This is a genomic window from Caballeronia sp. INML1, from assembly GCF_023631085.1.
GTDB lineage: Bacteria > Pseudomonadota > Gammaproteobacteria > Burkholderiales > Burkholderiaceae > Caballeronia > Caballeronia turbans.
Genome location: NZ_JALQDT010000019.1, coordinates 94,020 through 119,653 on the forward strand (window position 1 = coordinate 94,020; position 25,634 = coordinate 119,653).

The following is a 25,634-nucleotide window of genomic DNA, read 5'->3' on the forward strand; positions in this document are numbered from 1 at the left end:
ACTGCCTCGCATTGCGCGGGGGCGACGCATTCAACCGCGCGATTCGGAATGCAATCCCGTGGCGCCACGCTCATGAACGCGAGGTGCCGGAAAGGCGAGCATCCGCAACAGGGAATTCGTATTCCGCGGACGCAGCGCAACGACGCCTTGCAGTCCCTTTCGATACCGGTAGACCGTCGCCTCCGACACGTTCACGCCGCGCGAAACCGCCGCGACCGACGCGCCGTGCTGCAACAGCGCCAGCGCCTGAAATTTGCGTTTGGGATCGATCCGTCCTCCGGCGGCGGCGCTCGGTGATACTTCGATCACGCGAATATCCTTGTGCAGCATTTCGAGCGCGGCCCCTTCCAGCGACGTGGAGCGATAAGCATAGCCACCATCTTCGTTGCCGAACACATAAAGCCTGTTGTCGTAGATGTAGCTTTGGTCGATCGCCGCGATCTCTCGAAATAGCGAGTTGATTTTTAGCTCCACCGGGTAAACACATTTGTTTAGGAACACTTATTCTCCTGTTGCTGCTTGTTCAGGGCAGGTGATTGCTGCCTACAGGAGGAGTTCTGTAGTTTTGCGATCGTCGTGAGCGGGTCTGCCAACTCACTCACGACATGTCCTACGGGTCCCGGCTCCGCGCTAGCGGACCCGGGATCGACACCACGCGCGCGCCCCGACCGGCCAGATCGTCGCGCGCCCACTGTGCGCCGCGCATTCTTGAGCCGCCGCGTGCTGGCGACTTTTCGCAAGATCCTGCCGGAGATGTCGTCGACGGAGCGTGACGCCATAGAAGCCGGCACCGTCTGGTGGGACGCCGAACTTTTTTCGGGGCGCCCGCGATGGGACAGCCTGCTCGAACACGGCGCGCCGAAGCTGACGCAGGAGGAGCAAAGCTTCATCGACAACGAATGCGCGCGGCTGTGCGAGTTGTCGAACGACTGGGACACGACTGCGATCTGGCAGGACTTGTCGCCGCAAGCGTGGGCCTACATCAAGGAACAGGGCTTTCTCGGCATGATCATTCCGAAGCGTTACGGCGGAAAGGCGTTCTCCGCGTACGCGCACTCGCAGGTGATCATGAAGCTCGCGACGCATTCATCGGCGGCGGCTGTATCGGTGATGGTGCCGAATTCGCTCGGCCCCGCCGAACTGCTGCTGCACTACGGCACCGAGGAACAGAAGAACCACTATCTGCCGCGTCTCGCGCGCGGCGACGACATTCCGTGCTTCGCGCTCACCAGCCCTTACGCGGGATCGGACGCCGCCGCGATCCCGGATGTCGGCGTCGTGTGCCGCGGCATCCACGAGGGCCGCGAGACGCTCGGCTTTCGCGTTACCTGGGAAAAACGCTACATCACGCTTGGGCCGATCGCGACCGTGCTCGGCCTCGCCTTTCGCGCGCTCGACCCCGACCAACTGCTCGGTGACGACGCCACACCGGGCATCACCTGCGCGCTCATTCCGACGAACCATCCCGGCGTCGACATCGGACGGCGGCACTGGCCGCTCAACGCCGTGTTCCAGAACGGCCCGAACCGGGGCAAGGATGTGTTCATCCCGATGGACTGGGTCATCGGCGGGCGCGCACAGGTGGGCAACGGCTGGCGCATGCTGATGGAATGCCTCGCCGCCGGGCGTGCGATCTCGCTGCCTTCGTCGAACGTCGGCATGGCGAAGCTCGCCGTGCGCGGCACGGGCGCATACGCCGCCGCGCGCCGGCAGTTCCGCACGTCGATCGGGCGCTTCGAGGGCATTCAGGAAGCGCTCGGTCGCATGGGCGGCAACCTGTACGTGATGGACGCGGCGCGCCGCCTGTCCGCGCAGGCGGTCGATCTCGGCGAGAAACCTTCGGTCATTTCGGCGATCGCGAAGTATCACATCACGGAACGGGCGCGCAAGGTGATCAACGACGGCATGGACGTCGTCGCCGGCAAGGGCATCTGCATGGGGCCGTCGAACTTTCTCGCGCGCGCGTATCAGCAGATGCCGATCTCGATCACCGTCGAAGGGGCGAACATCCTGACGCGCTGCCTCATCATCTTCGGACAAGGCGCGATCCGTTGTCATCCCTACGTGCTCAGGGAGATGGCTGCGACGCGAGAAGCCGATCCGCGCCGGGCGCTGCGCGATTTCGACGACGCGTTTTTCGGCCACGCGAGCTTTCTCGCGTCCAACGCGGTACGCAGCCTCGTGTATGCCTTCGGCGGCAGCGCGCTCATGCGCAAGCCCGCGCGCGCCGATGCGCGTCTTCTGCCCTACTACCGCGCAGCCACGCGCCTGTCGAGCGCGTTCGCGTTGTTCGCCGACGTGTCGATGCTCGCGCTCGGCGGCGAGCTCAAGCGCCGCGAGCGTCTGTCGGCGCGGCTCGGCGACATCCTCTCGCAGTTGTACCTGCTATCCGCGACGCTCAAGCGCTTCGAAGACGAAGGCCGTCCCGAGAGCGACTTGCCGCTCGTGCGCTGGGGCGCCGAAGACGCGCTCGATCAGGCGAGCATCGCGTTCGAAGGCTTGCTCGCGAACTTTCCGAACCGCGCCGCCGCCGCGCTGCTGCGCGCGCTCGCGTTCCCGTTCGGCCTGCCGCATGCACCGGGCAGCGATGCGCTCGGCAACGAGGTCGCGATGCTGATGCAAACGCCCGGCGCGGCGCGCGAACGCCTCGTCGCGGGCTCGCACGTTTCGACCGTCGAAACCGATCCGATCGCCCGCGGCGAGAAGCTGCTCGCGCTCACGCCCGCCGTCGCGGCGCTGGAAATGCGTGTGCGCGATGCCGTCAAAGCGGGCCAGACCGATCCGCTGCCGCAAAGCCCGCAAGACGTCGAAGCATGGGCGCAGACGGCTTGGGCGTCCGGCATCATCGACGAAAGCGAGCGCGCGTTGCTGGCCGAATGGGCGGCTCATGCGCGCGAAGCCGTGAAAGTCGATGATTTTTCCGCAGACTTCGGTATCCTCGAAGCATTGCAAAAGCGCAGCGCGGCACTCGAGCGGCAATGGCCCGAAACCGTCGCCTGAAGCACGCAGGCCCGAGGCCACGCCGCGCGCGCCCCGACGACCGATCGCCAATCGATGAAAGACCGCTATCTCGACTTCGTCAATTCGCCCTTCGGCACGAGCATCGCGCGCTCGCTCGGCCTGCCGCGTCCCGAGGTGTTGCGCCGCCATCGCGCGGATCAGGCCGAATTCGGCGGCATGGCCGCTATCGGCGCGGGTCCGTCGCCCGCGCTCTTCGATGAATTGATGGGCGTGCTGTCCGCCATCGGCATGACGGGCATCGCCCACGAAAGCGCGACCGGCTGGCTGCCCGTCGCCGCGCGCCACGGCGCGATGAGCGGCCGCTTCGAGCCGCGCGCGCGCGACGCATCCCCCGGCGATCGCGTCGAGGCGCTGATCTTCGATGCGACCGGCATCGACGAAAGCGCGCAACTGCATTCGCTGTACGCCTTCTTCCACGACGCGCTGCGCTCGCTCGCGAAGAACGGACGCATCGTCGTGATCGGGCGTCCGCCCGCCACGCGCGCGAGCGTTGCCGCCGCCACCGCGCAGCATGCGCTCGAAGGCATGACTCGCTCGCTCGGCAAGGAAGCGCGCAACGGCATCACGTCGAATCTGCTGCGCGTGGCCGATGGCGCGGACCTCGAGTCCGCACTGCGCTTCTTCCTTTCGCCTCGCTCGGCCTACGTGTCGGGCCAGGTCGTGACCCTCGACGCACCCGCCGCCGCGCCCGAAAGCTGGACGAAACCGCTCGCGGGCAAGCGCGCGATCGTGACGGGCGCGGCGCGCGGCATCGGCGCGTCGATCGCGGCGGTGCTCGCGCAACACGGTGCGATCGTCACCGGGCTCGATGTCGACGCCGCCCGCGACGCGCTCGATCAGACCATGCTCTCGATCGAAGACGGCTCGCCCTCGGGCGGCGCGCATGCAGCGCTCGTCGCGGACATCGCCGCGCCCGAAGCGGCCGGCGAGATCGCCGCGACGCTTGCCGCGTCGGGCGGAATCGATATCGTCGTGCACAACGCGGGCATCACGCGCGACAAGACCATCGCGCGCATGAGCCCGGACATGTGGGATAGCGTGATCGACATCAATCTGCTCGCGCAGGCGCGCATCGACGACGCGCTGCTCGCGCGGAACGTGTTGCGCGAACACGGACGCATCGTTGCTGTTTCGTCGATCAGCGGCATCGCGGGCAATCGCGGGCAGACCAATTACGCGACCTCGAAGGCGGGCGTGATCGGCCGCGTGCGCGCGATGGCGCCATCGCTGCGGGGCCGCGGCATCACGATCAACGCGGTCGCGCCCGGCTTCATCGAAACGCACATGACCGCGCGCATGCCGTTCGGCGTGCGCGAGGCCGGCAGACGGCTCAATTCGATGGGACAAGGCGGCTTGCCCGTCGATGTCGCCGAGACCGTCGCGTGGCTCGCGAGTCCGGGCAGCGCGGGCATCACGGGCAACGTCGTGCGCGTGTGCGGCCAGAGCCTCATCGGCGCGTAGGGAGGCGACTGCATGCACGCACCGACCATGCCGCGCGCCCGCACCGTCGTCATCGATACCTTGCCGCCGCCCGCAAAGCTATACGGGCGCGCGCTGCCCGCGCTCTTCAGGCGCGCGCGCTCGCCCGAGCTGCCCGCGCTGCGGCTCGTGCGCCCCGATGTCAGGCTCGACGCGGAGCAGGTCGGCCGCTACGCGCGCGTGTGCGGATTCATCCCCGAACATGGCGTGCCGCTCACGTTCCCGCACGTGCTCGCGTTCCCCTTGCATCTGATGATGCTCACCGATCCGTCGTTTCCCTGGTCCGCGCTCGGCGTCGTGCATCTGTCCAACAGCGTGCGGCTGCGTCGTCCGCTCGCGGCGGGCCAGGGCTTGCGCATCGAAGTCGAGTGCGGTCCGCTGATGCCGCATCAAAAAGGTCAGGCGTTCACGCTGCATACGCGCATCTACCGGCGCGGCGAGGCCGTGTGGGACGGCGACAGCGTCTATCTGAAGCGCGGCGTGCGCAGCGAAAGCGCAGCGCCTTCGATCGAAATGGCCGAAGCATCCGATGCGCGCGTGCCGCTCCTCGCACGCGAAGCGCGCTGGCAGCTTCCGCCGCAGCTCGGACGCGATTACGCGAAGGCATCGGGCGACTTCAATCCGATCCATCTGCATACGCTGAGCGCGAAAGCGTTCGGCTTTCCACGCGCGATCGCGCATGGCATGTGGACGCTCGCGCGCACGCTCGCGGCGCTGCATCCGATCAAGCCGCTCGCCTCCGGATACGCGCATGGCGATTTCAAATCGCCGCTGTATCTGCCCGGCGACGCCACGCTCTGGACCGCCGCGCCCTCGCCCACCGCGCGTGAGTTCGAAGTGCGCGATCTTGCGGGCGACCGGCCGCATCTGCGCGGCCATTTCGAATGGGAGCTGCCATGAGCGAAGCGCGGCGCGAGATTCGGCGCGAGGTTCGTCGGATTGCGATCATCGGCAGCAATCGGATTCCGTTCGCGCGCTCGAACACGGCGTACGCGAGCGCGTCGAATCAGGACATGCTGAGCTTTACGCTGCAAGGTCTCGTCGATCGCTTCGACCTGCATGGCATGCGTCTCGGCGAAGTGGCCGCGGGCGCGGTCGTCAAGCATTCGCGCGACTTCAACCTGACGCGCGAGGCCGCGCTCTCGACCACGCTCGCGAAGGAAACGCCCGCCTACGACGTGCAGCAGGCATGCGGCACCGGCCTCGAAACGGCGATTCTCGTCGCCAACAAGATCGCGCTCGGGCAGATCGACGTGGGCATCGCGGGCGGCGTCGATACGGCATCGGATGCGCCCATCGCCGTGAACGAGCGCATGCGCAAGATCCTGCTCGAAGCGAATCGCGGACGCTCGGCGGGTCAACGCGTCGGTGCGCTCGCGAAACTGCGTCCCGGCATGTTCTTTCGCCCGCTCCTGCCGCGTAACGCGGAGCCGCGCACGGGCCTCTCGATGGGCGAGCACTCCGAACTGATGGCCAAGCGCTGGAAGATTTCGCGCGAGTCGCAGGACATGCTCGCGCAGGAAAGCCATCGCAAGCTCGCGTCCGCCTATGGGCGCGGTTTCTTCAACGATCTGATGACGCCGTACAAAGGGCTCGCGCGCGACAACAACCTGCGTCCCGATGTCACGCTCGATCAGCTCGCGCAGCTCAAACCGGTCTTCGATCGCGACGCCGGCACGCTCACGGCGGGCAACTCGACGCCGCTCACCGACGGCGCATCGGCGGTGCTGCTCGCGTCCGAGCAATGGGCGGCCGAGCGCGGCCTGCCGGTGCAGGCGTTCCTGACATTCTCCGCGGCCGCCGCCGTCGATTTCTTCGACAAGCGCGAAGGCCTCCTGATGGCGCCCGCCTACGCGGTTCCGTCGATGCTCGCGCGCGCCGGGCTCGCGTTGCAGGACTTCGACTTCTACGAGATTCACGAAGCGTTCGCCGCGCAGGTGCTGTGCACGCTCGCCGCGTGGGAAGACGAGGAATACTGCCGTACCGCGCTCGGCCTGAACGGCCCGCTCGGCCCGATCGACCGCGCGCGCCTCAACGTGAACGGCGGGTCGCTCGCGACCGGACATCCGTTCGCGGCGACGGGCGGGCGCATCGTCGGGACGCTGGCGAAGATGCTGGCGAAAGCGCCCGAACGCAGCGACGGCAAGCCGTTGCGCGGACTGATCTCGATCTGCGCGGCGGGCGGCCAGGGCGTCGTCGCGATACTGGAGCGGTAAGGAGCGGAAGCAAAAATAAGGCGCGCTGTTCGACGAAAACGGATCGCGCCAACGGAGACACCACATGAGCCCGGGACAGACAGCGCCGCGCGGGGCGTCCAAGCCGCACGCGACGGACGGCATCTGGTACGCGTCGTATCCGCGCGATGTCGCGCACGAAATCGATCCCTCGCGCTATCGCTCGCTTGCGCATTTCTTCGATGAGTGCGTCGAGCGCTTTCGGGATCGCGTCGCCTTCGTGAGTCTCGGCTCCGAGCTGACATTCGCCGCGCTCGGCGAGAAGGCGCGCGCATTCGCGTCATATCTGCAGAGCATCGGCGTGAAGCCCGGCGATCGCGTCGCGCTGATGATGCCCAACACGCTCGTCTATCCCGTCGCGCTTTTCGGCACGCTGATCGCGGGCGCGATCGTCGTCAACGTGAATCCGCTCTACACGGTGCGCGAGCTCAGCCAGCAACTCAAGGACAGCGGCGCGCAGACGGTGGTCGTGTTCGAGAAATTCGCGAAGACCGTGCAGGACGCGCAGCCGGGCACGCGCGTGCGGCATATCGTCGTAACCGGGCTCGGCGATCTGCTGGGCAGCGGGCTCAATGTGAAAGGCCGCGCGATCGATCTGTTCCTGCGTCACGTGAAAAAGCAGGTGCCCGCTTACGCGCTGCCCGATGCGGTCCGCCTGCCGCAGGCGCTCGCGCGCGGCGCGCGGCAGAAGTTCGAGCCGGTGAGAGTCGGTCACGGCGACATCGCGTTCATTCAATACACCGGCGGCACGACGGGCGTCGCGAAGGGCGCGATGCTCACGCATCGCAATGTCATCGCCAATCTGCTGCAGGCGCTCGCCTGGGCGGGCGGACGGCTCGTCGACGGCGAGGAGATCATCGTCACGCCGCTGCCGCTCTATCACATCTATTCGCTGACCGTGAACGCGCTCGCGTTTCTCGCGATCGGCGCGCGCAATGTGCTGATCGTCAATCCGCGCGACATCGGCGCACTCATGCGCGCGCTGCGTCACGAAAACTTCACGGCGATCACCGCGCTCAACACGCTCTACAGCGCGCTCATCGACAACGACGCATTCCGCCGGCGCGACTTCTCCGCGCTCAAGCTCGCGATGGCGGGCGGCATGGCGACCCAGCGCGTGATCGCCGAGCGCTTCCGGGCGATGACGGGCCAGACGCTCGTCGAAGGCTACGGCCTCACGGAGTGTTCGCCGCTCGTCGCCGCGACGCCGCTCGATGCCCGCGGCGCGAGCGAATTCGACGGAACCATCGGCGTGCCTGTGCCGTCGACACTCGTGCGCATGCGCCGCGACGACGGCACATGGGCGAACGTCGACGAACCGGGCGAGCTCTGCGTGCAGGGCCCGCAAGTGATGAAAGGCTACTGGAACCGTCCCGAAGATACGGCGAAAGCGATCGACGCGGAGGGCTGGCTCGCGACCGGCGACATCGGCGTGATGGATGCGCGCGGCATCATCCGGCTCATCGACCGCAAGAAGGACATGATGATCGTGTCGGGCTTCAATGTGTATCCGAACGAGATCGAGGAAGTGCTCGCCGCGCATCCGAAAGTGCGCGCGGTGGCCGCGGTCGGTGTGCCCGATCCGGTGACGGGTGAACGCGTGAAGGCGTTCGTCGTGCGTCGCGACGACGCGCTCACGGTGGAAGAACTGTTGAAGTTCGCCCGTTTACACCTGACCGGCTACAAGGTGCCTTCCTACGTCGAGTTTCGCGACGCGCTGCCGCTCACAACGATCGGCAAGGTGCTCAGGCGCGAACTGCGCGACGCCGAATGGCAAGCACGGAAATCGCAGGACTGACTTTTAGGAGATGTTCATGCCGCGTGCGCGATGCCGCCGGGCTTCGGACTTGCGGCTCGCGTGCGCGGGCCTGTTGTGTTTCTTCATCGCGTTCGCGGCCGTGTTCGTGCCCGCGCCCGCGCGCGCCGACACGACGGAGGACGCCGCGCGCGTCGGCGATCTGGGCGTTGAGCAGCAGGCGCAATGGCTGTCGCACGCGGCCGAAAGCGGCGCGCTCGCGAAACTCGACGACGCGCAACTCGTCGCCCTCTTTCACTCGCTCGACGCGCGCACGCTGCCGCGCTACTTGCAGGAAGGCCTGCACGAGTTCCAGTCCTGCGAGTTCACGATGCGCCGGCGCGAGCGCATCAAGGGAAAGTGGCCGAGGCGCGCGGATCACATGCTCGTGCGCGTCACGCGCGAGCCGTTGCGCATCTACGCGAAATGGCTGCCCGATGGCGCGCATGCGGGCCAGGAAGTCATCTACGACCATTCCAAGCGCCCCGACGAGCTCTACGGTCATCTCGGCGGCTTTCTGGGCGTCGTGCCGATGTGGGCGTCGGTGAACGGCGCCCTCGCCCGTGCGCAGTCGAATCATTCGATTCGCGAGCTCGGTATCGAAGCGGTCACGCAGCGCTTCATCGACGAGGGGCGCAGATTCGCCGAAGCGGGGATTACGAAGCCGGCGAATATCGAGGTGAAGACCGTCGACGGACTGCGCGTCGTCGCGCTCACGTATGAAACCCCCGAGGGACAGCCCGATTTCTACGCGAAAAAGGAAGTGCTCGGACTCGACCTCGAACGGCCGGTTTTCCGCACGCTGGAGTCGTACGACAACGAAGGCAATATTTTCGAAAGCGTCGTGTTCGAGCGCATCGAAGTCAAACCCTTCGATGATCTGACGTTCGACCCGAAGAATCCCGACTATCGCTTCTGATCGGCACGCCAATGAAATGCCCGCTGATTTCGTGACATCGAATGTAACAACGCGTCGCACCGCGCGCCGCCCATTTTTAAGTTTCGCCTAAGAGTCGGCCGATAACCTGCCCGCACTCCATCGACATCAAGATCCGCGCGCAGGCAGTAGCCGGGAGCGCCGCACATCGTCATGCAAACCTGAGGACATCTTTCATGAACCTCCGCCGTCCGGCCTCCGCACCCGTGCGAGCCATCAAAAGGCTTCTGAGCCATCACGAAATCGCCACACTGCTGTTGCTGTTGCACGCGCCTATCGACGCGATGGCCGCGACGCCCGACGTTGCTTCGTTGCAGGAATACGGCTATGTCGAGATCGTGTCGCCCGATACCGGTGCGCCGAAAGTGCGTCTCACCGAGGACGGCAACGCCGTGCTGCGCGGCCTGGGCGTCAGGTAAGGCGTCGGGCCGCGGACCCGACCACGCGAACTCTGTAATAATCGGTCGATACTTTTCATCATCGACCAAGGAGTGATTCGCGATGTCCGCCCTCTCACCCATCGTGCAGCGTGTCCTCATCACCAACGACGACGGCATCGACGCGCCCGGCCTCGCCGTGCTGGAAGCGGTCGCCGCCGAACTCGCGCACGAAGTCTGGGTCATCGCACCCGAGCACGATCAGAGCGGCACGTCGCACTCCATCAGCCTGCATTCGCCATTGCGCGTGTCGCGCCAGGGCGAGCGGCGCTACGGCGTGCAGGGCACGCCGGGCGACTGCGTCGTCATGGGCGCGCGTCATATCATGAAAGACGCGCCGCCGACGCTCGTGCTCTCCGGCATCAACCGCGGCGCGAATCTCGGCGTGGAGACGATGTTCTCCGGCACCGTGGGCGCCGCCATGACGGGCCTGCTGCTCGGCCTGCCGTCGATCGCGCTCAGCCAGGCGTTCACCGATCGCGAGAACGTGCGCTGGGATACGGCGCGCGCGCTCGCGCCGGGCGTGATCCGCCAGTTGCTCGCGATCTCCCACGATGCGCCCACCTGCCTGAACGTCAACTTCCCCGATTGCGACGCGCCCGCCGCCGGTCCGCTCACCGTGACGCGGCAAGGCGTCGGCCTCGTGGAAGGCATCGATGTGCTGCCGCTCGTCGATCCGCGCGGCATCGAATATCACTGGCTGCGCTTTCAGCGCGGCCCGCGCCCGAATTCGCCCGATAGTGAAACCGCGGTGGTCGCGTCCGGCCGCGTCTCGGTCACGCCGCTGCATTTCGATCGCACCGACGAGCGCACTTTCGCGACACTCGAAGCGGGTCTGAAAGGCGGCGCCTGAGTGGTGAATGCGCGCCGCTAGAACGTTTCCTCCCAGACGGGATCGATCGCTTTCTCGTATGCTCGGGCGATCACGACAAGGAGACGACATGACCCGTTCCATCGGCTCGCGCGGCGCGCGGGTGACGCTCGGCGCGCTTTGCGCCATCTTTGCCATGAGCGTTTTTGCACAAGCGGCAACGCCCGTCGGCACCTGGCAAACCATCGACGATCAGACCGGCAAGCCGAAAGCGATCATCCAGATCGTCGACGACGGCAGCGGCCAGTTGTCCGGCAAAGTCGTGCGCGGTATCGGCGAGTTCGATCATCCCGACCGCCGCTGCACGGCCTGCACCGACGAGCGCAAGGATCAGTTGGTCAAGGGAATGACGATCATCACCGGCATGCGGCAGAACGGCGATGCGTGGGACGGCGGCCAGATTCTCGACCCCGAGAGCGGCAAGCTCTACAAGTGCAGGATGAAGATGGAAGACGGCGGGCAGAAGCTCGTCGTGCGAGGGTATATCGGCGTGTCGTTACTGGGGCGTTCGCAGACCTGGCTGCGTCAGCAATAGGTTTCAAAAAGCACAAAGCCGCTCGAAGAGGTGTGTCTGCGACCGGCTTTGTTCATTTCGCGCGTGCGCCCGAGTCGATCATGCGGCGCGACGCTGGTGCGCCTCGTCCGCTTGCACTACTACAGGCAACTCAGCGCTCTCGAGCTTGAACTCCGGCGGCACGCGCATGCGGGATGTCATCAACGCATAAAGCGATTCTCCGGCCGGCCCGAACAACTGTGTCATCACGCGCAACAGGACGCCCGATTCGTGCCATGTCTTGAAACGCCGATACGGAAAAGCGCTGTGGGCCGCGTCCAGCAAGGCTGTAGCTTCTGACCGGGTTCCATTGGGACACTACTGGGACACCGACATGGCGACGATCACACATAGACCGGACAATGCACCTGCACGCAAATGGCAGGCGAAGGTCAGAAGGAAAGGCTTCCCGTCACAGAGCAAAGCGTTCGCCTCGCGCACCGAGGCAGAGGTATGGGCTAGAGGCATCGAGGCCGAATACGACAAGGGTCATGCGGTCGATCACAGCGACGCTCGGGACACCATGCTCCGCGATCTGCTCAGGCTTTACCTCGCGGAAGCGGTGCCACGTCAGAAAGGCCGTGAGCAGGAAGGTTACAGAGTCAAATTCCTATTGCGTCAGCCGGTCACGGCGTTCTCGCTAGCCAACCTCACCCGCTCGGCGCTCGTTGCGTACCGTGACCATCGGCTGCGCGCCGTCAGCGGCTCGACAGTGCGGCACGAACTCCTCGTGATGCGTCGCGCCATCGAATACGGCAGGAAGGAGCTAGGGCTGTACTTGGCTGAGAATCCGCTCGCATGGATCAGGTTGCCGGATGAAAACGAAGCTCGGGACAGGCGGCTCGCGCCGGGAGAGGAAGAACGGCTGCTCGTGGAGTGTCAGGCGGCTCGTGCGCCGTACCTGCTGCCGCTCGTAGTGCTCGCCATCGAGACGGGCATGCGGCAGTCCGAGATGCTTGCGCTAACGTGGGAGAGAATCGACACGGCGCGGCGGGTCGCGTACCTGCCAACAACGAAGAACGGTCAGCCGCGAGGTGTGCCACTCACTAGGCGGGCTGTCCAGGTACTGGAAACGATGCGAGATGCCCGCATTTACAAGTGGTCCCGCGAACCTGCTGATGGGCCTTTCCTGCACGTCTCTGCGACCGTAGTGCGCCACGCTTTCATGCGGGCCAGAGACAAGGCCGGGATGCACGATCTGCGGTTCCACGATCTGCGACATGAGGCTGTCTCGCGGCTATTCGAGCGCGGGCTGAACGTGATGGAAGTCGGTTCAATCTCGGGCCACAAGACGCTTTCAATGCTTCGCCGGTACAGTCACCTGTCTATGGATCACCTACTGTCCAAGCTCGATTGACTGCGCTTATCGGTTGGGTGGGCTGCTGGTGGGTTGAGATACCGCGCCGCTGCCCTTGCATCGGACGCACTCTTGCTGCATGAGAGCGTCTAGGAATCCTCGCCCGCCACAGCGCGGGCATAGGCATTGTCCTTCTTTCAGTTCGGGTGGTTGCATGTTCGCCCTCTCCTCTTTGCTATCAGTCTACATCGTGGGCGGTCTTCCGGCCTGCGCGGCTCGCGTCGGCTTCGCCTCGCTCGGCTGACGCCCGCGCCAACAGATGGCGCATCGAAAGGCGGCTCGCGCCGCCCTCCTTAGATGAACGTCCGATGCTTGCGCCGCACGATCAAGGAGACAAGCGACTCGCTCACGCCGTACTTGCGGGCGAGCGCTGCGCCGCCGTACTCCTTGCTGCCGCGCACGTACTCCGCACGGATAGCGCGCACCTGCTCCTCAGCCAGCTTCGAATTGCCGTTACGTGCGCCGATGAGTTCTGTACCGTCGCGGCGTCGGTCCTTCGCGTTCTCCTTCCTCGTCTTCCAGTTCAAATGCACCGGATTGCAGCATAGCCGGTTATGACAGGGACCATGAGCCGCCTCAACGTACTCACCGTCCTCCGGCCAACCACGCGCCAGCATCAGCGAAAGCCGGTGCGCATTGATCCATCGGCCTCTGTGATAGGCCCGCCCGTATCCGTTGTCTCTGCGCGGGCCTTGCCAAATCCAGCAGCCCTGCTCACTGACGATGCTCCGGCTTCTGATCTCATTTAACGTCACATATTCTCCTTAAAGGTTTGGTGTTGATGTAGTCCTGAACCTCGTGTCACACTGTCTCCGCTGAGTGGCACGCGACACTGACCGGCCTGCACCTGCATTCGATCAACTATCGGAGAGCAAGGTATGGGTACGCTTCAGGAACGTCCGAACGGCAACTGGACGGGCAAGATTCGCCGGAACGGTTTTCCCTCGCTATCGCAGACATTTCGCCATCGCTTCGAGGCCGCAGCTTGGGTCGCCGAACAGGAAGCCGCACTAGAGAAACGCATCGCTACCGTGCGGACGGCCGAACACAACAAGCGCATCGCGTCCGAAGGAGAACGTCGCTATTTGTTGTTCGGCGATCTCATGCGCCGTTACATGGAAGAGGTAACGCCGCACAAGGGCGCGGCTGCGGACGAAGCTATTCGCCTAGTCGGGCTTCTCAAGCAAAGCATCGCCGAATGTCCAGTCGGGGCGCTGAACGGCGCACGCGTGGCGCAATGGCGCGATGAGAGACTGAAGTGTGTCAGCGGATCAACGGTAAGACGCGACAAGAATCTGCTCTCAAACGTAGTCGAGATCGCCCGGAACGAATGGGAAGTGAACATCGACCCTAACCCGTTCAAACGCGTTCGGATGCCGCGAGAAGGACTGCCTCGCGAACGTCGCCTGTCACCCGCAGAGGAGTTTGCGCTGCTGGCCGCGTGCAGCGAAACGTGGAGTCCGTTCATCCGACCCATCGTGATCCTTGCGCTGGAAACAGCGATGCGGCGAAGCGAGATCATTGGGCTGACGTGGGAACGCGTCTTCCTGTCGGAGCCGTCCGTCCAACTGGTACACACCAAGACTGGTAAGCCTCGCGGCATTCCATTGTCTCGGCGGGCAGTCGCCGTGCTGCAAGAGCTACGTCCGAACGCGCCTGAAGGCACGCAGTTAAAGGGCAGCGTCTTTCCTGGCTTGACCGCCAACGCGCTGAAACTTGCGTTCCGGCGCGCTGTCGAGCGGGCGAAGCTCAAGGACTTTCGGTTCCATGATCTGCGGCACGAGGCAACGTCGCGACTATTCGAGAAAAGACTAGCCGTAATGGAGGTAGCCAGCATCACCGGCCATCAAGACGTGCGGATGCTTCGCCGTTACACGCATCTGCAAGTACGCGACTTGGCCCGCAAGCTCGACTAAGCCCAACGCTGGCGCGGCAGCAGCCTCGTGAGAAGCCGCTGCTGCACCGCGTTAGATTAGAAGACGCCCGCTACCGGGTCGCCCAGTACATCGCCGGGTTTGTTGCCGTAAGACAAGTCCAGCGACTTCTTCGCCATACGCTTGCCGAAGCTCGCCGCGTCCACCGTGATGTTCAGCGCCGAGTGGTCGCCCTTGCGGTAGAGGTTGAGGTTAAGATTGCCGCCACCGAGGTAGCTGCCCCACTGGACGTGATACGCAGACGGGTCGAAGTTCGCCATGTCGCCGCCTTGCTTCTTCACGGCTTCGCGTGCGAGGTCAGCGATCTCCTCGCGCATCGCGTCCTGATAGAGCTTCGAGTCCTGCGAGGCCGTCGCGCCGGGAACCTTCGCCACGTAGTCCTTGAACGTCTGACCGGGACCGAAGCGGCCCTTGTCCTCCGGGATCAGCGCGCCGGGTACAGCCGTGGCAGAGCCGACCACTTCCTGATACGCCATGCGGCTCGCGTCCTCGTCGGACAGGCCGAACGCGGCCTTCTTCGCTGCCATGCGGTCAGCGATCTTGCCCGCGAGCAGTTGCTTGTTGCCGTCGCTGATGTCCCATGCCGAGAGGTTGCCCTGACGGAACGGGTTCCACCACGGACCCGACTGTGCGTTCACGTACGACAGCGCCTCCTTCTTGTCCGCTGCGTTCGCCTGCGCGAGCCGTCCGCGATTGCGCTGCGTGCGCAGCATGTCGAACTGCTGCGGGTCCGTGATGTCTGCGCCACTGTCGAGGATTGAGAGCACTGACTCGGCGTTATCACCGAAGTACGCCTTCACCGCGCCTGCGCCGCCCGGTCCTTCGCGGAGCTTCTGTGCGAGGCCGATAACGTCGCGCTGCTGCGAGGTCGCAGGGCCGGTGCCGTCGAACAGCGTACCCATCGTGCTGTTGATGTAGCCTTGGAGCATCGGCGGCTGCATGTCCTTGTCGCGTGCGTTCGCGCTGGCGTGCTGCCAGAACGTATTCCACGTCGGGTCGTTCTCACCGTTCGCCAGCTTCGCCTTCAGCGCGTCCTGCCATGCGCCATTCAGCACCGACACATGCGCGCCTTCGGGGATCGGGATACCCTTCAGAGACTCAGGCTTGTCCGAGGCCCACGCGTTCGCCACCATCGTCTGACCTTGCTCGAAATTCAGCAGACCCATCTGCGCTCGCTGCAAAGCGCGCTGCTGCCGCAGATTGTTCACATCCATCTTTTCCAACGTCTGCGCGATCTTCTCCGGCGTGAAGGGGACCGTGGCGTCGCCGTTCTTCAGCTTCCAATCCGCGTTCACCTTTTCCATCTGAGCAATCGCGGCGGCGTGCCCTTCCGCCGAGGTCGCGTACGGGCTGATGCCCTGCGTCATGCGGAATTCCAACGTATGAACATCATCGAGCGTCCGCACGTTGTCCGGGTTCTTCATGGCCCACTGCGCTTCGAGGCGCGGAATCTTGTCCGCGAGTTCGGCCTTCATGCTCGCGTCGAGCGACTGATACTCCGGCTGCTGCTGGATGGCGCGCACCGCCTGCCAGTTCCCGGTCATCGCGTTGGACACCGTAACGTCCCGCAGCGCCCGCTGATACGAGTTCAGGTCCATGTTCTCCGGGCGAGCGATCTGCTGCCGGAAGCTCTCATGGGCCTGCGCCACGTCATCGTCCGTGAGGTTCGGATTCGCGCCGAGCGTCGTCTGCATCGACTTGGCCGCAGTCGTCGCCATGTTCGTGAAGCCGTTGTAGTTCTGCTCCTGCGTGAACTGCACGTAGTGCTGCATGTGCTGCGATAGCATCTGCGGCATCTGCTCCGCGAGTTTCTGCTGCACCATCGCGTCAGTCCACTGGTCGCCTGTCGGCTGCACCTCGGACATCTTCTGCACGACGTACGCCCGCACCTGATCCGGTGACTTCTCGCGCAACTGCGGCATGGCCTGCATGAACTGCGTCTGCGCATCGTTCATCGCAGCGTTCACGTTGAACATCTGCGCGCCCTGCACCGTGGCGTCCGGGCCGTACAGCTTCGTGTACCACGGCTGGTCGTTCTCGATCTCGATAAGCGACTTGCCCTGTGATGCCTGCGCCATGCCCTCGGCGTACTGCTCCTTCTTGGCGCGGTCGATGTACGGCTGGATCATGCCCTGCGTCAGCTTGTTGAAGCTGTCGATGTCGATGCCTGATCCGAGCACGCCCTGACGACGCTGCGCGTTAGCGAACGACGCGATGTCCGTGCCGCCCTGTGCTAACTGCCCACTCGACTGCTGAGCGTACGAGCCACCGCCGCTGAAGGAGGTGGAGCTTCCGCTCGTGCCGCTGGACTGCTGGACGACTACACCGCCGTCGCTGCCGAGACTGAAATTGATTCCCATAGTATTCCTTATCGTTAGTCTGTTGGGTAGAGCATTAAGACGGCGGGCTATAGCGCCAAGAGCGAGCGGCTACCCATCAAACGTCGCCCGACAATGTGAAGTTGAAGCCGCCGCTGCTACTGCTGTCGCTGCCGCCGAGATTCCAGTCATTGCTGGACTGGCCGCTACTGAAGCCGTAGCTGTTGCCGCCGCCTGCGTTTGTGCTCGTCCAGGTGTCGCCTACGGAGTTGACACCGTTGATGACCGCGTTGGACGAGTAGCCGTTCGTCTGCCCTACACCTCCGCTGCCGTTGCTGTTGTCGCTGCCGTAGCCCACGGACGTACCGCCACCGCCGCCATTGCGGAACTGGCTGAAGCCACCGCCGCCTGCCGCGCCCATGAGCGCCATCTGAGCCGACGTGAGATCAGGTGCCTTCGCGGGCTTGATATACGTCGTCGGGATCGCCGCCTGATAGCTCATGTTCGCCACCGTCGAGCCGTAGTCTTGTGACATGACGAGATTCGAGCGCAGCCCGTTGTTCATGATTACGGCGTCGAAGGATGCCTGCTGCATCTTCGTGTTCTGCGCGACACCGAGCCGTGCATTGCGGCCCTTCATAGTGGCCCGCATGATGTCGGCGCTGCTGCCGCCAACACCACGCGCCGCGTTGTCGGCGTTGATCGCGCCGAGCGCCTGAGCAGCCTGAATCTGCTGCTCGACGTTGCCACGAATCATCGAGTCGAGCACGCGACCTTGGTTCACCTGTGCGGTGTTCCACTGCGCGCCCGCCGCCGATGCCTTGATGTTGTTGCTGATCGAGCGTTGCGTGTTGGCGAGGTTCGCCTGCGCCGCCGCAAAGCCGTTACCGGCCTCGCGAAGCTTGTTCGCATTATCCGCCTGATCCTGCGAGAGCAGGTTGGCCGCGTCGGTCTTGGCAGAGTCCACCGTGTACTGCGCGTTGTTCTGCGCATTTAGGATGGTGCCTTGGTAGACGCCGCTAACCGCGCCCGCGATCATCTGCATGAATTGACACATATGTTTGTCCCTTAATGAATTGTTGGAGAGGCCATCACTGGGATCAGCCCGAGCATTGCGCCTCGCCCGAACTGCGTTAGGTAAGTCAGTACCTCAGCCCGCGCCGGATGTCCCGGTCGGATGATTACTAGACCCATGAATTCAGCTAGCTTCATCTCGCCCTCTGCCGAATTGCGAGCGTATTCGTTCGCCTCGGCTGCGAGTTCCACCAGCGTCCGGCCTGACGGCATCCGGCAAGGCCCTCCGATGTAGTTAATGCTCATTGTTCTCTCGTTAGATTGACCAGCCCGCGAGCCGAAGCACAGCAATCAGGTCGGGGAATTGTTCGCAAAGCTGGAAGATGCGCCAGCCGGGAACGCTGTTGAAGTCCTCGCTGTCGATGTTTAGCGAAGGACAGCGCACCGCGAGCCGCCCTGTCGGGTATTGCCGAGCGCACCATTCACCACTGCGGTACTCGACGGATTCGCCAGCCCGCTCGCGCCGTCGCTCGTCTTGTCGCGCCAGATAGCCGTCGCGGGATTGGTTCGCCGTCCAGCGCGTGACGCAGCGCCCTCGGACGTCCGTCTCGAAGGGCGTGCGCTTCCGCTGGCATGTCCAGCACGAGGAGTCGTACACCCTGCGCCGGGTCGTGCCGCACCTTGCGCACAGCCTGCCGTCGAACCATGTGCGGCCAGCGATCAGCGCGTCAATGCGGGCCGGGTAGCGCGTCTGCTCGCGCAGATCGCGCTCGAAGGCGTGGTCAAATCTTGCGATGTCGCGGTGCCGCCTAGTCAGCTTCGCCGCGTACGGCGCGATGTGCTAAGCGGTAAGCGCTCGCTTCTTACGTGCGCCGCGAGGGAGGCTCACGGAATTGCCGCTAGCGACTCGGCAATGCCGGGAGCGCCCTCGGCCTGTGGGAGCGTCATTGCCTGTTCAACCTGCGCGAAGACGAGGGCTAAACGCAAAATGCCCTCTACCTCGCTAGGTTCGATCTCAACACTCGCAGCGATGGTCGCGACACTCGCGCCGCACAGGAACAAGCGCGTGATAAGCATCCGATCCGGTCCCGTACGGCACATCACAGCGCGGCCCCGTTCAGCACAGCGGAGGTGCGGGCATGGATCAGCGCGCCGCGCACCGTCTTGAGCACAGCGGTCTGCGTGCTGCCCATGTCCTCTGCGATGTCGCCGATGCGGTCGCCGGACAGGAAGCGGTCGAGAACAGTGGCTCGCTCCTCGGGCGTCAGGCTCTCGTACGTCATGGCCCGGTGTACGTCGGACGGATGCACGCCGATGCGCGCCGCCGTAGCGTTGAAGCGTTCGCCGCTGAAGCCGACACGAGCGGCACGGATTTGAGTCGAATCGACTTTCATATGTAGTCCTTTGTTCTTATGGCAATGCGGCGCGTCTACAGCGCCAGCAGCGGCCTTGCGTTAATTGAATGATGGCGAAGCAGCCGGACGGCTCAGGAAGCCCTTGGCGGGCCTCTGAAGCGGCTTACCTCGCCCTGCGGATCACGCGCTGATGTAGCCCCGTGCGTGGTCGCGGTAGTGCTTTTCCAGCGCCGTCATCGGGTCAGCGTCTCGCCCGCGCACGTCAGCCGGGATAAGCTCGGGCCGTGCGGCGATAGCCGCCCACATGACGCGGTCGCCGCTGCTCAGCAGCTTGCCGTCCAGAGGGACGCCTTTGTAGGTGCCGATGACGCGGTACTGTCGCAGGGCGTTCGCCAGCGCAATCGACTGCGGCGGGACGTACTCAATGCGCTCGACCTGATAGCCGGATGCCGCACGCTCGAAGTCGTTGCGCCGGATGCCGTCGAGATTCTCATTGATGAAGGCTACTTCCGCTTCCGCTGCGCGCAGCACGTCTGCTGCGTCCAGCAGCCGTTTAAGCTGCGCCGCCAGCGGCTTCGTTTCGTTGATGAGGGTTCGCAGTTCGATCATGCGCTGCCGCGCTGCTGCCTCGTTGCTCGGGAGGTTGAAATTCAATTCAGGCTTACGGGCCATGTGATGCTCCTTGGATAGTCTGTTGGTTGGATGCCGCCCGCGCTGCGGGTCGGCTCTCACTGCGGATGCCCGGATGACGCTCCGGGCCAGCGGCGGAGGGCTATTCGCCTGCGGTGCGGTCAGCGGCTTGCTCTTCGGCTGTACGGGCCATGCCGTTGCCGAAGCGCCTCCTGAATGTGTCCGCGTGCTGCGCCTGCCGCTCTACCTGCATGCGGACGCGCTCACTTGCCGGGATGCGCTCACCGTCGATGTGAGTTGGAACCTGCTCCATCACAGCGAGATGAACGCGGACGCCTTCGCGTCAGCCGGATAGTTCCCGCCAAGCGACGCATGAACGCGGCTCGATGCCATGTAGCCGGTCGATGCGCGGGCTTGACTGCGGACCCGTACGGATTCGGCCAGCAGATGCGCCGCAAGCTCCGGGTATTTGCGGACGTTCTCGACGTGCTCCGGGCTGATACGGAGGCCCGCGATCTCTGCGTAGCGCACCGGGTCTACGTCTACCGCCACCACGTCACCGTTACCAGCGCGCAGGCTGTACGGCATCGCGCCAGCCAGCGCCGCGTCAGCCGCCGTGCGGTCGTACTGCACCGAGTTACCGGGACCAGCGCCAGCCCATTGCAGGCCGTCGCCGCCCTTCGACACCGACCAGCTACGCGACGCCTGCGCCGTGCCGCTACCGCGAGCCGGAAGGCCACTACCGAATTGCCGGATTTCATTACCTTGTGCGTCCACGCGGACGACTTGTGCTCCGCCTGCCATAATCAATACTCCTCATTGAATTTCTCGTGCGGAAGGCCACGAGCGAGCCTGTGATTAGTGCTGCACTGCCTTCACTGCTGCCTTCTCGCGGGCCTTGTACTTACGGGCCGCATACGTCGGGAGCGAGCCGGTAAGCTGCTCAACGACTTCACGCCATGTGCAGACGCCGCTCTTGCTCGCCCGCCGCGCCAGCGACTCATAGTAGGCGCGTGCTTCGACGTTGTGCTCCAAAGGGTGAACGATGGTCTTCATATTGCTCTCCGTAGGACGCCCGCTCCGGGCGTCATTTGGTTAGGTTGAACGAGAACGAGAAGTCCGCTTCCGCTTCTCGCGCCTCTTTGATGCGCTTCGAATGATCCTCGTCTCGGATCATCGCGGGCGTCATGCAGCGGCCATTGATCTCGCGGTCGCTGACCCACTGCTTCCACTGCTGTCTTGTGTTCGGCTGGTTCATGCTGCGGCCTCCGGGCTGTACGTGCCGCGATGCTTAGTAAGCAGTTCGATTGCCGACAGCAACGCCGCTTCTTTCGCCCGCGTCATACCGGATTGCGGAGCCGGATTGCTCGGGAGTGTGCCGCCCCATGCCGCATACACTTCGTTCTCAGCGTCAACGACTTCCGCCCACTCCGGCGCGGTCGCCAGCGTGTCGGTCAGGTCGAACATCAGGCGCTTGCATTCGAAGGTGACAGCCGCGCCCTTCTGTGCCATCAGATCACCGAAGACACGTTCGGCATTGGAGTCTTCATTCAGGTGCGTGGCCGCGTTCGTCTTGCTCCCACTCACCTGCCATTCGACACCGACCAGCGACTCACCGGCCATGATTCCGGCGTTACGCAGCGCAGGCAACAATCGGCGGACGTTATCGGGCCGCTTATCGGCATAGACCGCGTACCAATGACAGAGCTTGTCGAAGCCGGGAGTCACACCACGGCGCTTGTTGCGGAACTTCAGGCAGAACTGGGCGAGGGATCTGGCCTCGGGCCGCATACCGCTAAGGACGATCTCCCGACGTAGCGTCTTCTCACCGACATGGCCTGCCACGGTGATACCGAGCCTCGACGCTTCCTCGGCGGCGATGATCTCGCCAGTCACTAGATTCACGTAGCTCAAGGCTTCTCGGACCTGATACCGGGTGACGACATGGCCATTGATCTTCAGGCCCTTCGATAGCCTTCTCCACTTCAGTGCCGTCTCAAAGACAGCCCAATCATCGACGGACTCGGCGCGGTCGGCATTCGGGATTAGGTCCGAGAAGCATCGACCGCTCTTGTACAGGGTATTGCTCGTGTGCTGCATTGAAATCTCCTTCGGGTAGTTGAGCCAACTGGCACAGGCGTGACCGTACGGCGACGTGCTGGCGCATCGCATAGTCATCTTATTCAGGGGTATTGCAACTCATTGATTTCACAGGTATTCCACCCCTCTGAAAGTGAGTTATTCGTGGGGTTCTGCATCAGTCCGGGGCGGACCAATGGACCGGGAAATCTGCTAGACCGTGCTGAGCGCTCGGTGGGCTTGCTCTCCGCACGCATCTGTTCAACGCCCTCCGAGGGTGGCGGGCCTGCGGTCACGCCTGCGCCGGACTCGGAAGCCGTAGCCGCACGGCACGAGATAGTCCTGTGCCATTGACTGAATCCCTAGTTGTTGTGTCTTTCAAGTCGTCCGTAATTGCCCAGCCTTGCGGGACGGGGCTTACGGGTTACTGGATACCGTTCACTAGAAGCCGGAATGAGTCGCTCGCCCCCAATGACAGAAGCCCGCACAGTGGCGGGCCTCGTCTGTGGCTGCTGCGGCCTACCGCGTCGCTCAATGTGCGTGTTCGACGGTCGCCGTCACGTAGCGAGCGTCCAGCACGCACTCGCCAGCCGCCTCCGCACGGATCAGCGCCTCGATAGCTCGAAGCTCGGCGTGCTTCTCGCCGGTTGCCTCTGCTACGGCCTGCCATGCCGCAGCGCCAGCCCACGCCGCACGGACTGCCCGCAGCGCCCTCTCGCCGTCGCTGGCGTCAGCGCCCCACGGCTTGCCCTGAAGCTGCCAGCCTGCCGTATCTGCGACGGTCCCGGCCTCGGCAAGCGCCTCGTACCCGGCCTCGCCAGCGGTGGCAAGCTCCGTCGCCCGGTCCTCATAGCCAACGTAGAACTCCATCTGCTCCTCCCGGTCGCCCTGCCATGCCGGGAAGACTGCCCGCGACACGAACGCCCACGCCATAGCGCAATGCTCGGCCATGCTCGAAGGGCGGTGCCCGATCATCTCGGCTTCCTCGGCGGTCGGCTCCTCGCCAATCGACATCAGCCAGCCCCAATCGACTTCAGCGAAGAAAGCGCCCTCGCTGTACGCGTCGTTCGGCACGGAGCGCGTGATGGACGGTTCGAAGGTTCCTGCGTTGTTGTTCTGGTTCATGATCTTCTTTTACGGTATCGTGCGAGCGCGCTGGCCCGCGTGTTCAGGGTTGCCCGGTCGGTCCCTGCCAAGAGTCAACCGGGTTGCTACGGTGTGCGGTGCCAGCGCCCTATTCGGCCTCGCCCTCCTTGCCTACCTTCAAGATGGTGTTCGGCGCGACGCCGTATTGCTTCGCCAACGCCCTCGCGCTCGTGTCGCCAGCCGTGAGCGCCGCACGAATCTCGCCCTTCTGAGCGTCCGTTAGGGCGTCCGGTCTGCCGCCCTTCCGTCCTTCGGCGCGTGCCCTCGCCAGCCCCGCGTGCGTGCGCTCAATCAACAGATCGCGTTCGAACTGCGCGACAGCAGCCAGGACAGTCATGTGCAGCTTCCCGGCTGCGCTGGTCAGATCGACGCCCTCCAGAGCCAAGCAATGCAGACGCACGCCCATTGACGCCAAGCGCTCGACGGTAGCCAGCACATCGCTCGTGTTCCGGCCCAATCGGTCCAGCTTCGTGACGATCAGCGTGTCGCCCTCGTCCAGCTTGTGCTCGACCAATGCCCGGAACTTCGGGCGCTCCATCGCGGCGACGCTGCCGCTGATGGTCTCCTCGACCGTGCGCTTCGCATCCACCGTAAAGCCCTTGGTCTTTGCCTCGTGAAGCTGGTTGGTCGTTGTCTGCTCGCCCGTCGAGACGCGGGCGTAAAGGAAGGTGCGGCTCATGTTCGCGTCCTGTTCAACAAAGGTGTTCACATACTGCATGTGTGCAACAACCCTGTCAACGGTCTTTTTGCACACCACACAGCCGCCGTTGCGTATGTGCATCAATCGGTCGTTTGTTGAACACAGAGGAGGCGATGATCGAGCGCAGCCGTCACATGCCGTGGCGCGACTTCTCAGAGGAGCATTCGTGCGCGTGCGTCCGCGTCAAGAAAGCGCGCTGGCGGGCGTACGGGGGCGCAGGCAGGCGCGTGGGCGGCGTAAGTGCCCGCGAATAGGTGGATCATTTCTAGGTCGGCAGATAAACTTACCGATCCACCAACTACGCGGTTGACGCATGCAGAATAACAAGACACCAGGGTTACGAGTCAGCGCGTTCACCTGCCCTAATTGTGGCGCGTATGCTGAGATGCGGTGGGCGCAAGCTCAGGATGGTCCGAACGCCTACTTCCCCGTTTATGCTGCAACATGCGGAGCCTGCAAAAGGCAGAGTTGGTGGCTGGAGCAGGCTAGTCCGACAGGTGTTGGCAGTTCAATCGCCCGAATGATGTGGCCCGTCCGTACAACCGCGCCACTCGCGCATCCCGACCTTCCGACCGACCTACAAGTAGACTTCGAAGAAGCTCGTACGATCTCACAGGCTTCCCCACGAGGCGCTGCTGCGCTGCTTCGACTGATCGTTGAGAAGTTGGTGAAGGAGCTTGGGGCGCAGGGCGACAACATCAATGCAATGATCGGCGACCTCGTTAAGAAGGGATTGCCTGTTCAAGTGCAACAGGCGCTCGATAGCGTGCGCGTCATTGGCAACAACGCCGTCCACGCCGGGAAGATGGATCAAGCTGATGTAGAGTCCACAGTCAATCAGCTTTTCGCGCTAGTCAACATCATCGTGGAACAGCAGATCACACAGCCTAGAAAGATAGCCGAGCTTTTCGGGACACTTCCGGAAGGTGCGCGTGGTTGGATCGAGAAGCGCGATGCGGCGAAGTGAGCGCACGCAACGGCCCGATCACTGGCGCCGACAGGTAATCCACACTCAAATGGAGAGACTATGAGCAGCCCAAACATTTCTGGTGGTATCGCCTCCGCCACCTCGCCGATACCCATCAAGCTAGTTACAGCCGGAAGGGATGTTATTGCGTCCGGCTCGGTAATCACTGGGAACAACAGTAACCTTGAAGTTTACATCGCCCAATTTAGGTTCGTGTTTAACTTTCTCGTCGATGGTGCAACGCACAAGGTAGCGTACCGAAACGATGGTCCAACTACGCTTATCCTCGATCTATACAATTTTGTTGACGCACTGCCTGCTGGCACTACCGAGCCAGTGAAAATGGGAAAACTTCTCGGGCGGCAGCTTTACGTCTCATTCTTTGTCAGCGCGTTAGGTCCCACGTCAAGCAAGTCGGTCACTTACACGTTCTCGCTCGGTGAGGCAGTCGCATGAGTGACGAACTGATACCGCCGAAGGAGCAGCCCATTGAAGATCAAACGGGCACCCTCGTAGCACCGCCTCACGGCCTCGTGGCTTTGCAGATTGGAACCGGCAAGAATGCGCAAACCTCGATCGTATACAAGACGATCTTCTGGAGCTTTCTGGCGGCGTCCGGCTTCGCGTTACTCGCATTTGGCTACGCATGCTGGAGCGACGGCGACCCGTTAGAAGCAATTAAAGGCGTCTGGACACTCTTCATCCCTCTTATAACTCTTTCACTCGGCTACGTATTCGGCAAGGCATCTTAGCGGGCCAATTTCGCACTCGGCTTTGCGGCTCCTGTATAGGGTAGCGTTGAGGACA

At 63.7% G+C, this 25,634-nt stretch carries 27 protein-coding genes; 14 read left to right on the forward strand and 13 right to left on the reverse strand.

The features are described from left to right. Window positions 1-30 precede the first annotated feature (30 nt). Window positions 31-501, reverse strand: a complete 471-nt coding sequence (locus NCR38_RS07725; protein WP_250476728.1) for a helix-turn-helix domain-containing protein — start codon at window positions 499-501, stop codon at window positions 31-33. 192 nt (window positions 502-693) lie between these two features. Here NCR38_RS07725 and NCR38_RS07730 point away from each other — a divergent pair, with 192 nt between their 5' ends. The 9 genes from NCR38_RS07730 to NCR38_RS07770 all read left to right on the forward strand — a co-directional run bounded on the left by NCR38_RS07730 (window position 694) and on the right by NCR38_RS07770 (window position 11,309). Next, window positions 694-3,000 (forward strand): acyl-CoA dehydrogenase, encoded by a 2,307-nt coding sequence (locus tag NCR38_RS07730; protein WP_250476729.1) that lies wholly within the window; start codon window positions 694-696, stop codon window positions 2,998-3,000. A 54-nt stretch (window positions 3,001-3,054) separates the two neighbouring features. Beyond that, a complete protein-coding gene (locus NCR38_RS07735) occupies window positions 3,055-4,482 on the forward strand; it encodes a 3-oxoacyl-ACP reductase (RefSeq protein WP_061121111.1) in 1,428 nt (475 codons plus the stop codon). A 12-nt stretch (window positions 4,483-4,494) separates the two neighbouring features. Then, on the forward strand, window positions 4,495-5,400 hold the full coding sequence (locus NCR38_RS07740; protein ID WP_250476730.1) for a MaoC family dehydratase: 906 nt from the start codon (window positions 4,495-4,497) through the stop codon (window positions 5,398-5,400). Further along, window positions 5,397-6,716 carry an acetyl-CoA C-acetyltransferase gene (locus NCR38_RS07745; protein WP_250476731.1) on the forward strand — a complete coding sequence of 440 codons (1,320 nt, stop codon included), beginning with the start codon at window positions 5,397-5,399 and terminating at the stop codon, window positions 6,714-6,716. Before NCR38_RS07740 ends, NCR38_RS07745 begins: the two co-directional genes overlap by 4 nt. A 64-nt stretch (window positions 6,717-6,780) precedes the next feature. Beyond that, complete coding sequence (locus NCR38_RS07750) at window positions 6,781-8,532, forward strand: AMP-binding protein (protein WP_061121108.1); 1,752 nt, start codon at window positions 6,781-6,783, stop codon at window positions 8,530-8,532. A 16-nt stretch (window positions 8,533-8,548) separates the two neighbouring features. Next, entirely contained in the window at window positions 8,549-9,448 is a 900-nt protein-coding gene (locus NCR38_RS07755) for a DUF1571 domain-containing protein (RefSeq protein WP_061121121.1), read from the forward strand. Between the two features lie 194 nt (window positions 9,449-9,642). Beyond that, window positions 9,643-9,885 carry a hypothetical protein gene (locus NCR38_RS07760; RefSeq protein ID WP_061121107.1) on the forward strand — a complete coding sequence of 81 codons (243 nt, stop codon included), beginning with the start codon at window positions 9,643-9,645 and terminating at the stop codon, window positions 9,883-9,885. Between the two features lie 82 nt (window positions 9,886-9,967). Beyond that, window positions 9,968-10,756 (forward strand): 5'/3'-nucleotidase SurE, encoded by a 789-nt coding sequence (surE, locus tag NCR38_RS07765; protein WP_061121106.1) that lies wholly within the window; start codon window positions 9,968-9,970, stop codon window positions 10,754-10,756. Window positions 10,757-10,844: 88 nt separating this feature from the next. Further along, window positions 10,845-11,309 carry a DUF2147 domain-containing protein gene (locus tag NCR38_RS07770; RefSeq protein WP_061121105.1) on the forward strand — a complete coding sequence of 155 codons (465 nt, stop codon included), beginning with the start codon at window positions 10,845-10,847 and terminating at the stop codon, window positions 11,307-11,309. A 78-nt stretch (window positions 11,310-11,387) separates the two neighbouring features. Here NCR38_RS07770 and NCR38_RS07775 read toward each other — a convergent pair whose 3' ends face one another. Continuing rightward, on the reverse strand, window positions 11,388-11,612 hold the full coding sequence (locus NCR38_RS07775; RefSeq protein WP_250476732.1) for a hypothetical protein: 225 nt from the start codon (window positions 11,610-11,612) through the stop codon (window positions 11,388-11,390). A gap of 49 nt (window positions 11,613-11,661) precedes the next feature. Between NCR38_RS07775 and NCR38_RS07780 the strand changes: the two genes are divergently transcribed. Next, window positions 11,662-12,684: a site-specific integrase gene (locus NCR38_RS07780; protein ID WP_250476733.1), complete on the forward strand. Its 1,023-nt coding sequence runs from the start codon at window positions 11,662-11,664 to the stop codon at window positions 12,682-12,684. Between the two features lie 293 nt (window positions 12,685-12,977). On the opposite strand, the gene NCR38_RS07785 is transcribed toward NCR38_RS07780, so the two are convergent. Beyond that, window positions 12,978-13,439, reverse strand: a complete 462-nt coding sequence (locus NCR38_RS07785; RefSeq protein WP_250476734.1) for an HNH endonuclease — start codon at window positions 13,437-13,439, stop codon at window positions 12,978-12,980. 123 nt (window positions 13,440-13,562) lie between these two features. Between NCR38_RS07785 and NCR38_RS07790 the strand changes: the two genes are divergently transcribed. After that, window positions 13,563-14,600 (forward strand): site-specific integrase, encoded by a 1,038-nt coding sequence (locus NCR38_RS07790; RefSeq protein WP_250476735.1) that lies wholly within the window; start codon window positions 13,563-13,565, stop codon window positions 14,598-14,600. A 56-nt stretch (window positions 14,601-14,656) separates the two neighbouring features. Here the strand turns inward: NCR38_RS07790 and NCR38_RS07795 are convergent, their stop codons facing one another. From NCR38_RS07795 to NCR38_RS07840, 10 genes are all read right to left on the reverse strand, one after another. Then, window positions 14,657-16,978: a hypothetical protein gene (locus NCR38_RS07795; protein ID WP_250476736.1), complete on the reverse strand. Its 2,322-nt coding sequence runs from the start codon at window positions 16,976-16,978 to the stop codon at window positions 14,657-14,659. A gap of 76 nt (window positions 16,979-17,054) precedes the next feature. Then, on the reverse strand, window positions 17,055-17,981 hold the full coding sequence (locus NCR38_RS07800; RefSeq protein WP_250476737.1) for a hypothetical protein: 927 nt from the start codon (window positions 17,979-17,981) through the stop codon (window positions 17,055-17,057). Window positions 17,982-19,050: 1,069 nt separating this feature from the next. Beyond that, the gene (locus NCR38_RS07805; RefSeq protein ID WP_250476738.1) at window positions 19,051-19,344 is read right to left on the reverse strand and encodes a hypothetical protein; all 294 of its coding nucleotides are present in this window, start codon (window positions 19,342-19,344) and stop codon (window positions 19,051-19,053) included. A 141-nt stretch (window positions 19,345-19,485) separates the two neighbouring features. Continuing rightward, a complete protein-coding gene (locus NCR38_RS07810; protein ID WP_250476739.1) occupies window positions 19,486-19,977 on the reverse strand; it encodes a hypothetical protein in 492 nt (163 codons plus the stop codon). A 270-nt stretch (window positions 19,978-20,247) separates the two neighbouring features. Further along, the gene (locus NCR38_RS07815) at window positions 20,248-20,712 is read right to left on the reverse strand and encodes a hypothetical protein (RefSeq protein ID WP_250476740.1); all 465 of its coding nucleotides are present in this window, start codon (window positions 20,710-20,712) and stop codon (window positions 20,248-20,250) included. Between the two features lie 81 nt (window positions 20,713-20,793). Next, the gene (locus NCR38_RS07820) at window positions 20,794-20,991 is read right to left on the reverse strand and encodes a hypothetical protein (protein ID WP_250476741.1); all 198 of its coding nucleotides are present in this window, start codon (window positions 20,989-20,991) and stop codon (window positions 20,794-20,796) included. A gap of 31 nt (window positions 20,992-21,022) precedes the next feature. Beyond that, complete coding sequence (locus NCR38_RS07825) at window positions 21,023-21,193, reverse strand: hypothetical protein (RefSeq protein ID WP_250476742.1); 171 nt, start codon at window positions 21,191-21,193, stop codon at window positions 21,023-21,025. Beyond that, on the reverse strand, window positions 21,190-22,035 hold the full coding sequence (locus NCR38_RS07830) for a hypothetical protein (protein WP_250476743.1): 846 nt from the start codon (window positions 22,033-22,035) through the stop codon (window positions 21,190-21,192). Before NCR38_RS07830 ends, NCR38_RS07825 begins: the two co-directional genes overlap by 4 nt. 510 nt (window positions 22,036-22,545) lie before the next feature. Beyond that, a complete protein-coding gene (locus NCR38_RS07835; RefSeq protein ID WP_250476744.1) occupies window positions 22,546-23,139 on the reverse strand; it encodes a hypothetical protein in 594 nt (197 codons plus the stop codon). A gap of 109 nt (window positions 23,140-23,248) precedes the next feature. Then, window positions 23,249-23,839, reverse strand: coding sequence for a recombinase family protein (locus tag NCR38_RS07840; RefSeq protein ID WP_250476775.1), 591 nt, complete (start codon window positions 23,837-23,839; stop codon window positions 23,249-23,251). A gap of 334 nt (window positions 23,840-24,173) precedes the next feature. On the opposite strand from NCR38_RS07840, the gene NCR38_RS07845 reads away from it, so the two are divergent. Genes NCR38_RS07845 through NCR38_RS07855 form a run of 3 tightly spaced genes read left to right on the forward strand, consistent with a single transcriptional unit; the run spans window position 24,174 to window position 25,579 of the window. Continuing rightward, window positions 24,174-24,827: a DUF4145 domain-containing protein gene (locus NCR38_RS07845; protein ID WP_250476745.1), complete on the forward strand. Its 654-nt coding sequence runs from the start codon at window positions 24,174-24,176 to the stop codon at window positions 24,825-24,827. 60 nt (window positions 24,828-24,887) lie between these two features. Beyond that, complete coding sequence (locus NCR38_RS07850; protein ID WP_250476746.1) at window positions 24,888-25,283, forward strand: DUF6864 domain-containing function; 396 nt, start codon at window positions 24,888-24,890, stop codon at window positions 25,281-25,283. Then, entirely contained in the window at window positions 25,280-25,579 is a 300-nt protein-coding gene (locus NCR38_RS07855) for a hypothetical protein (RefSeq protein ID WP_250476747.1), read from the forward strand. The genes NCR38_RS07850 and NCR38_RS07855 overlap by 4 nt, the downstream gene beginning before the upstream one ends. The last annotated feature ends 55 nt before the right edge of the window (window positions 25,580-25,634 follow it).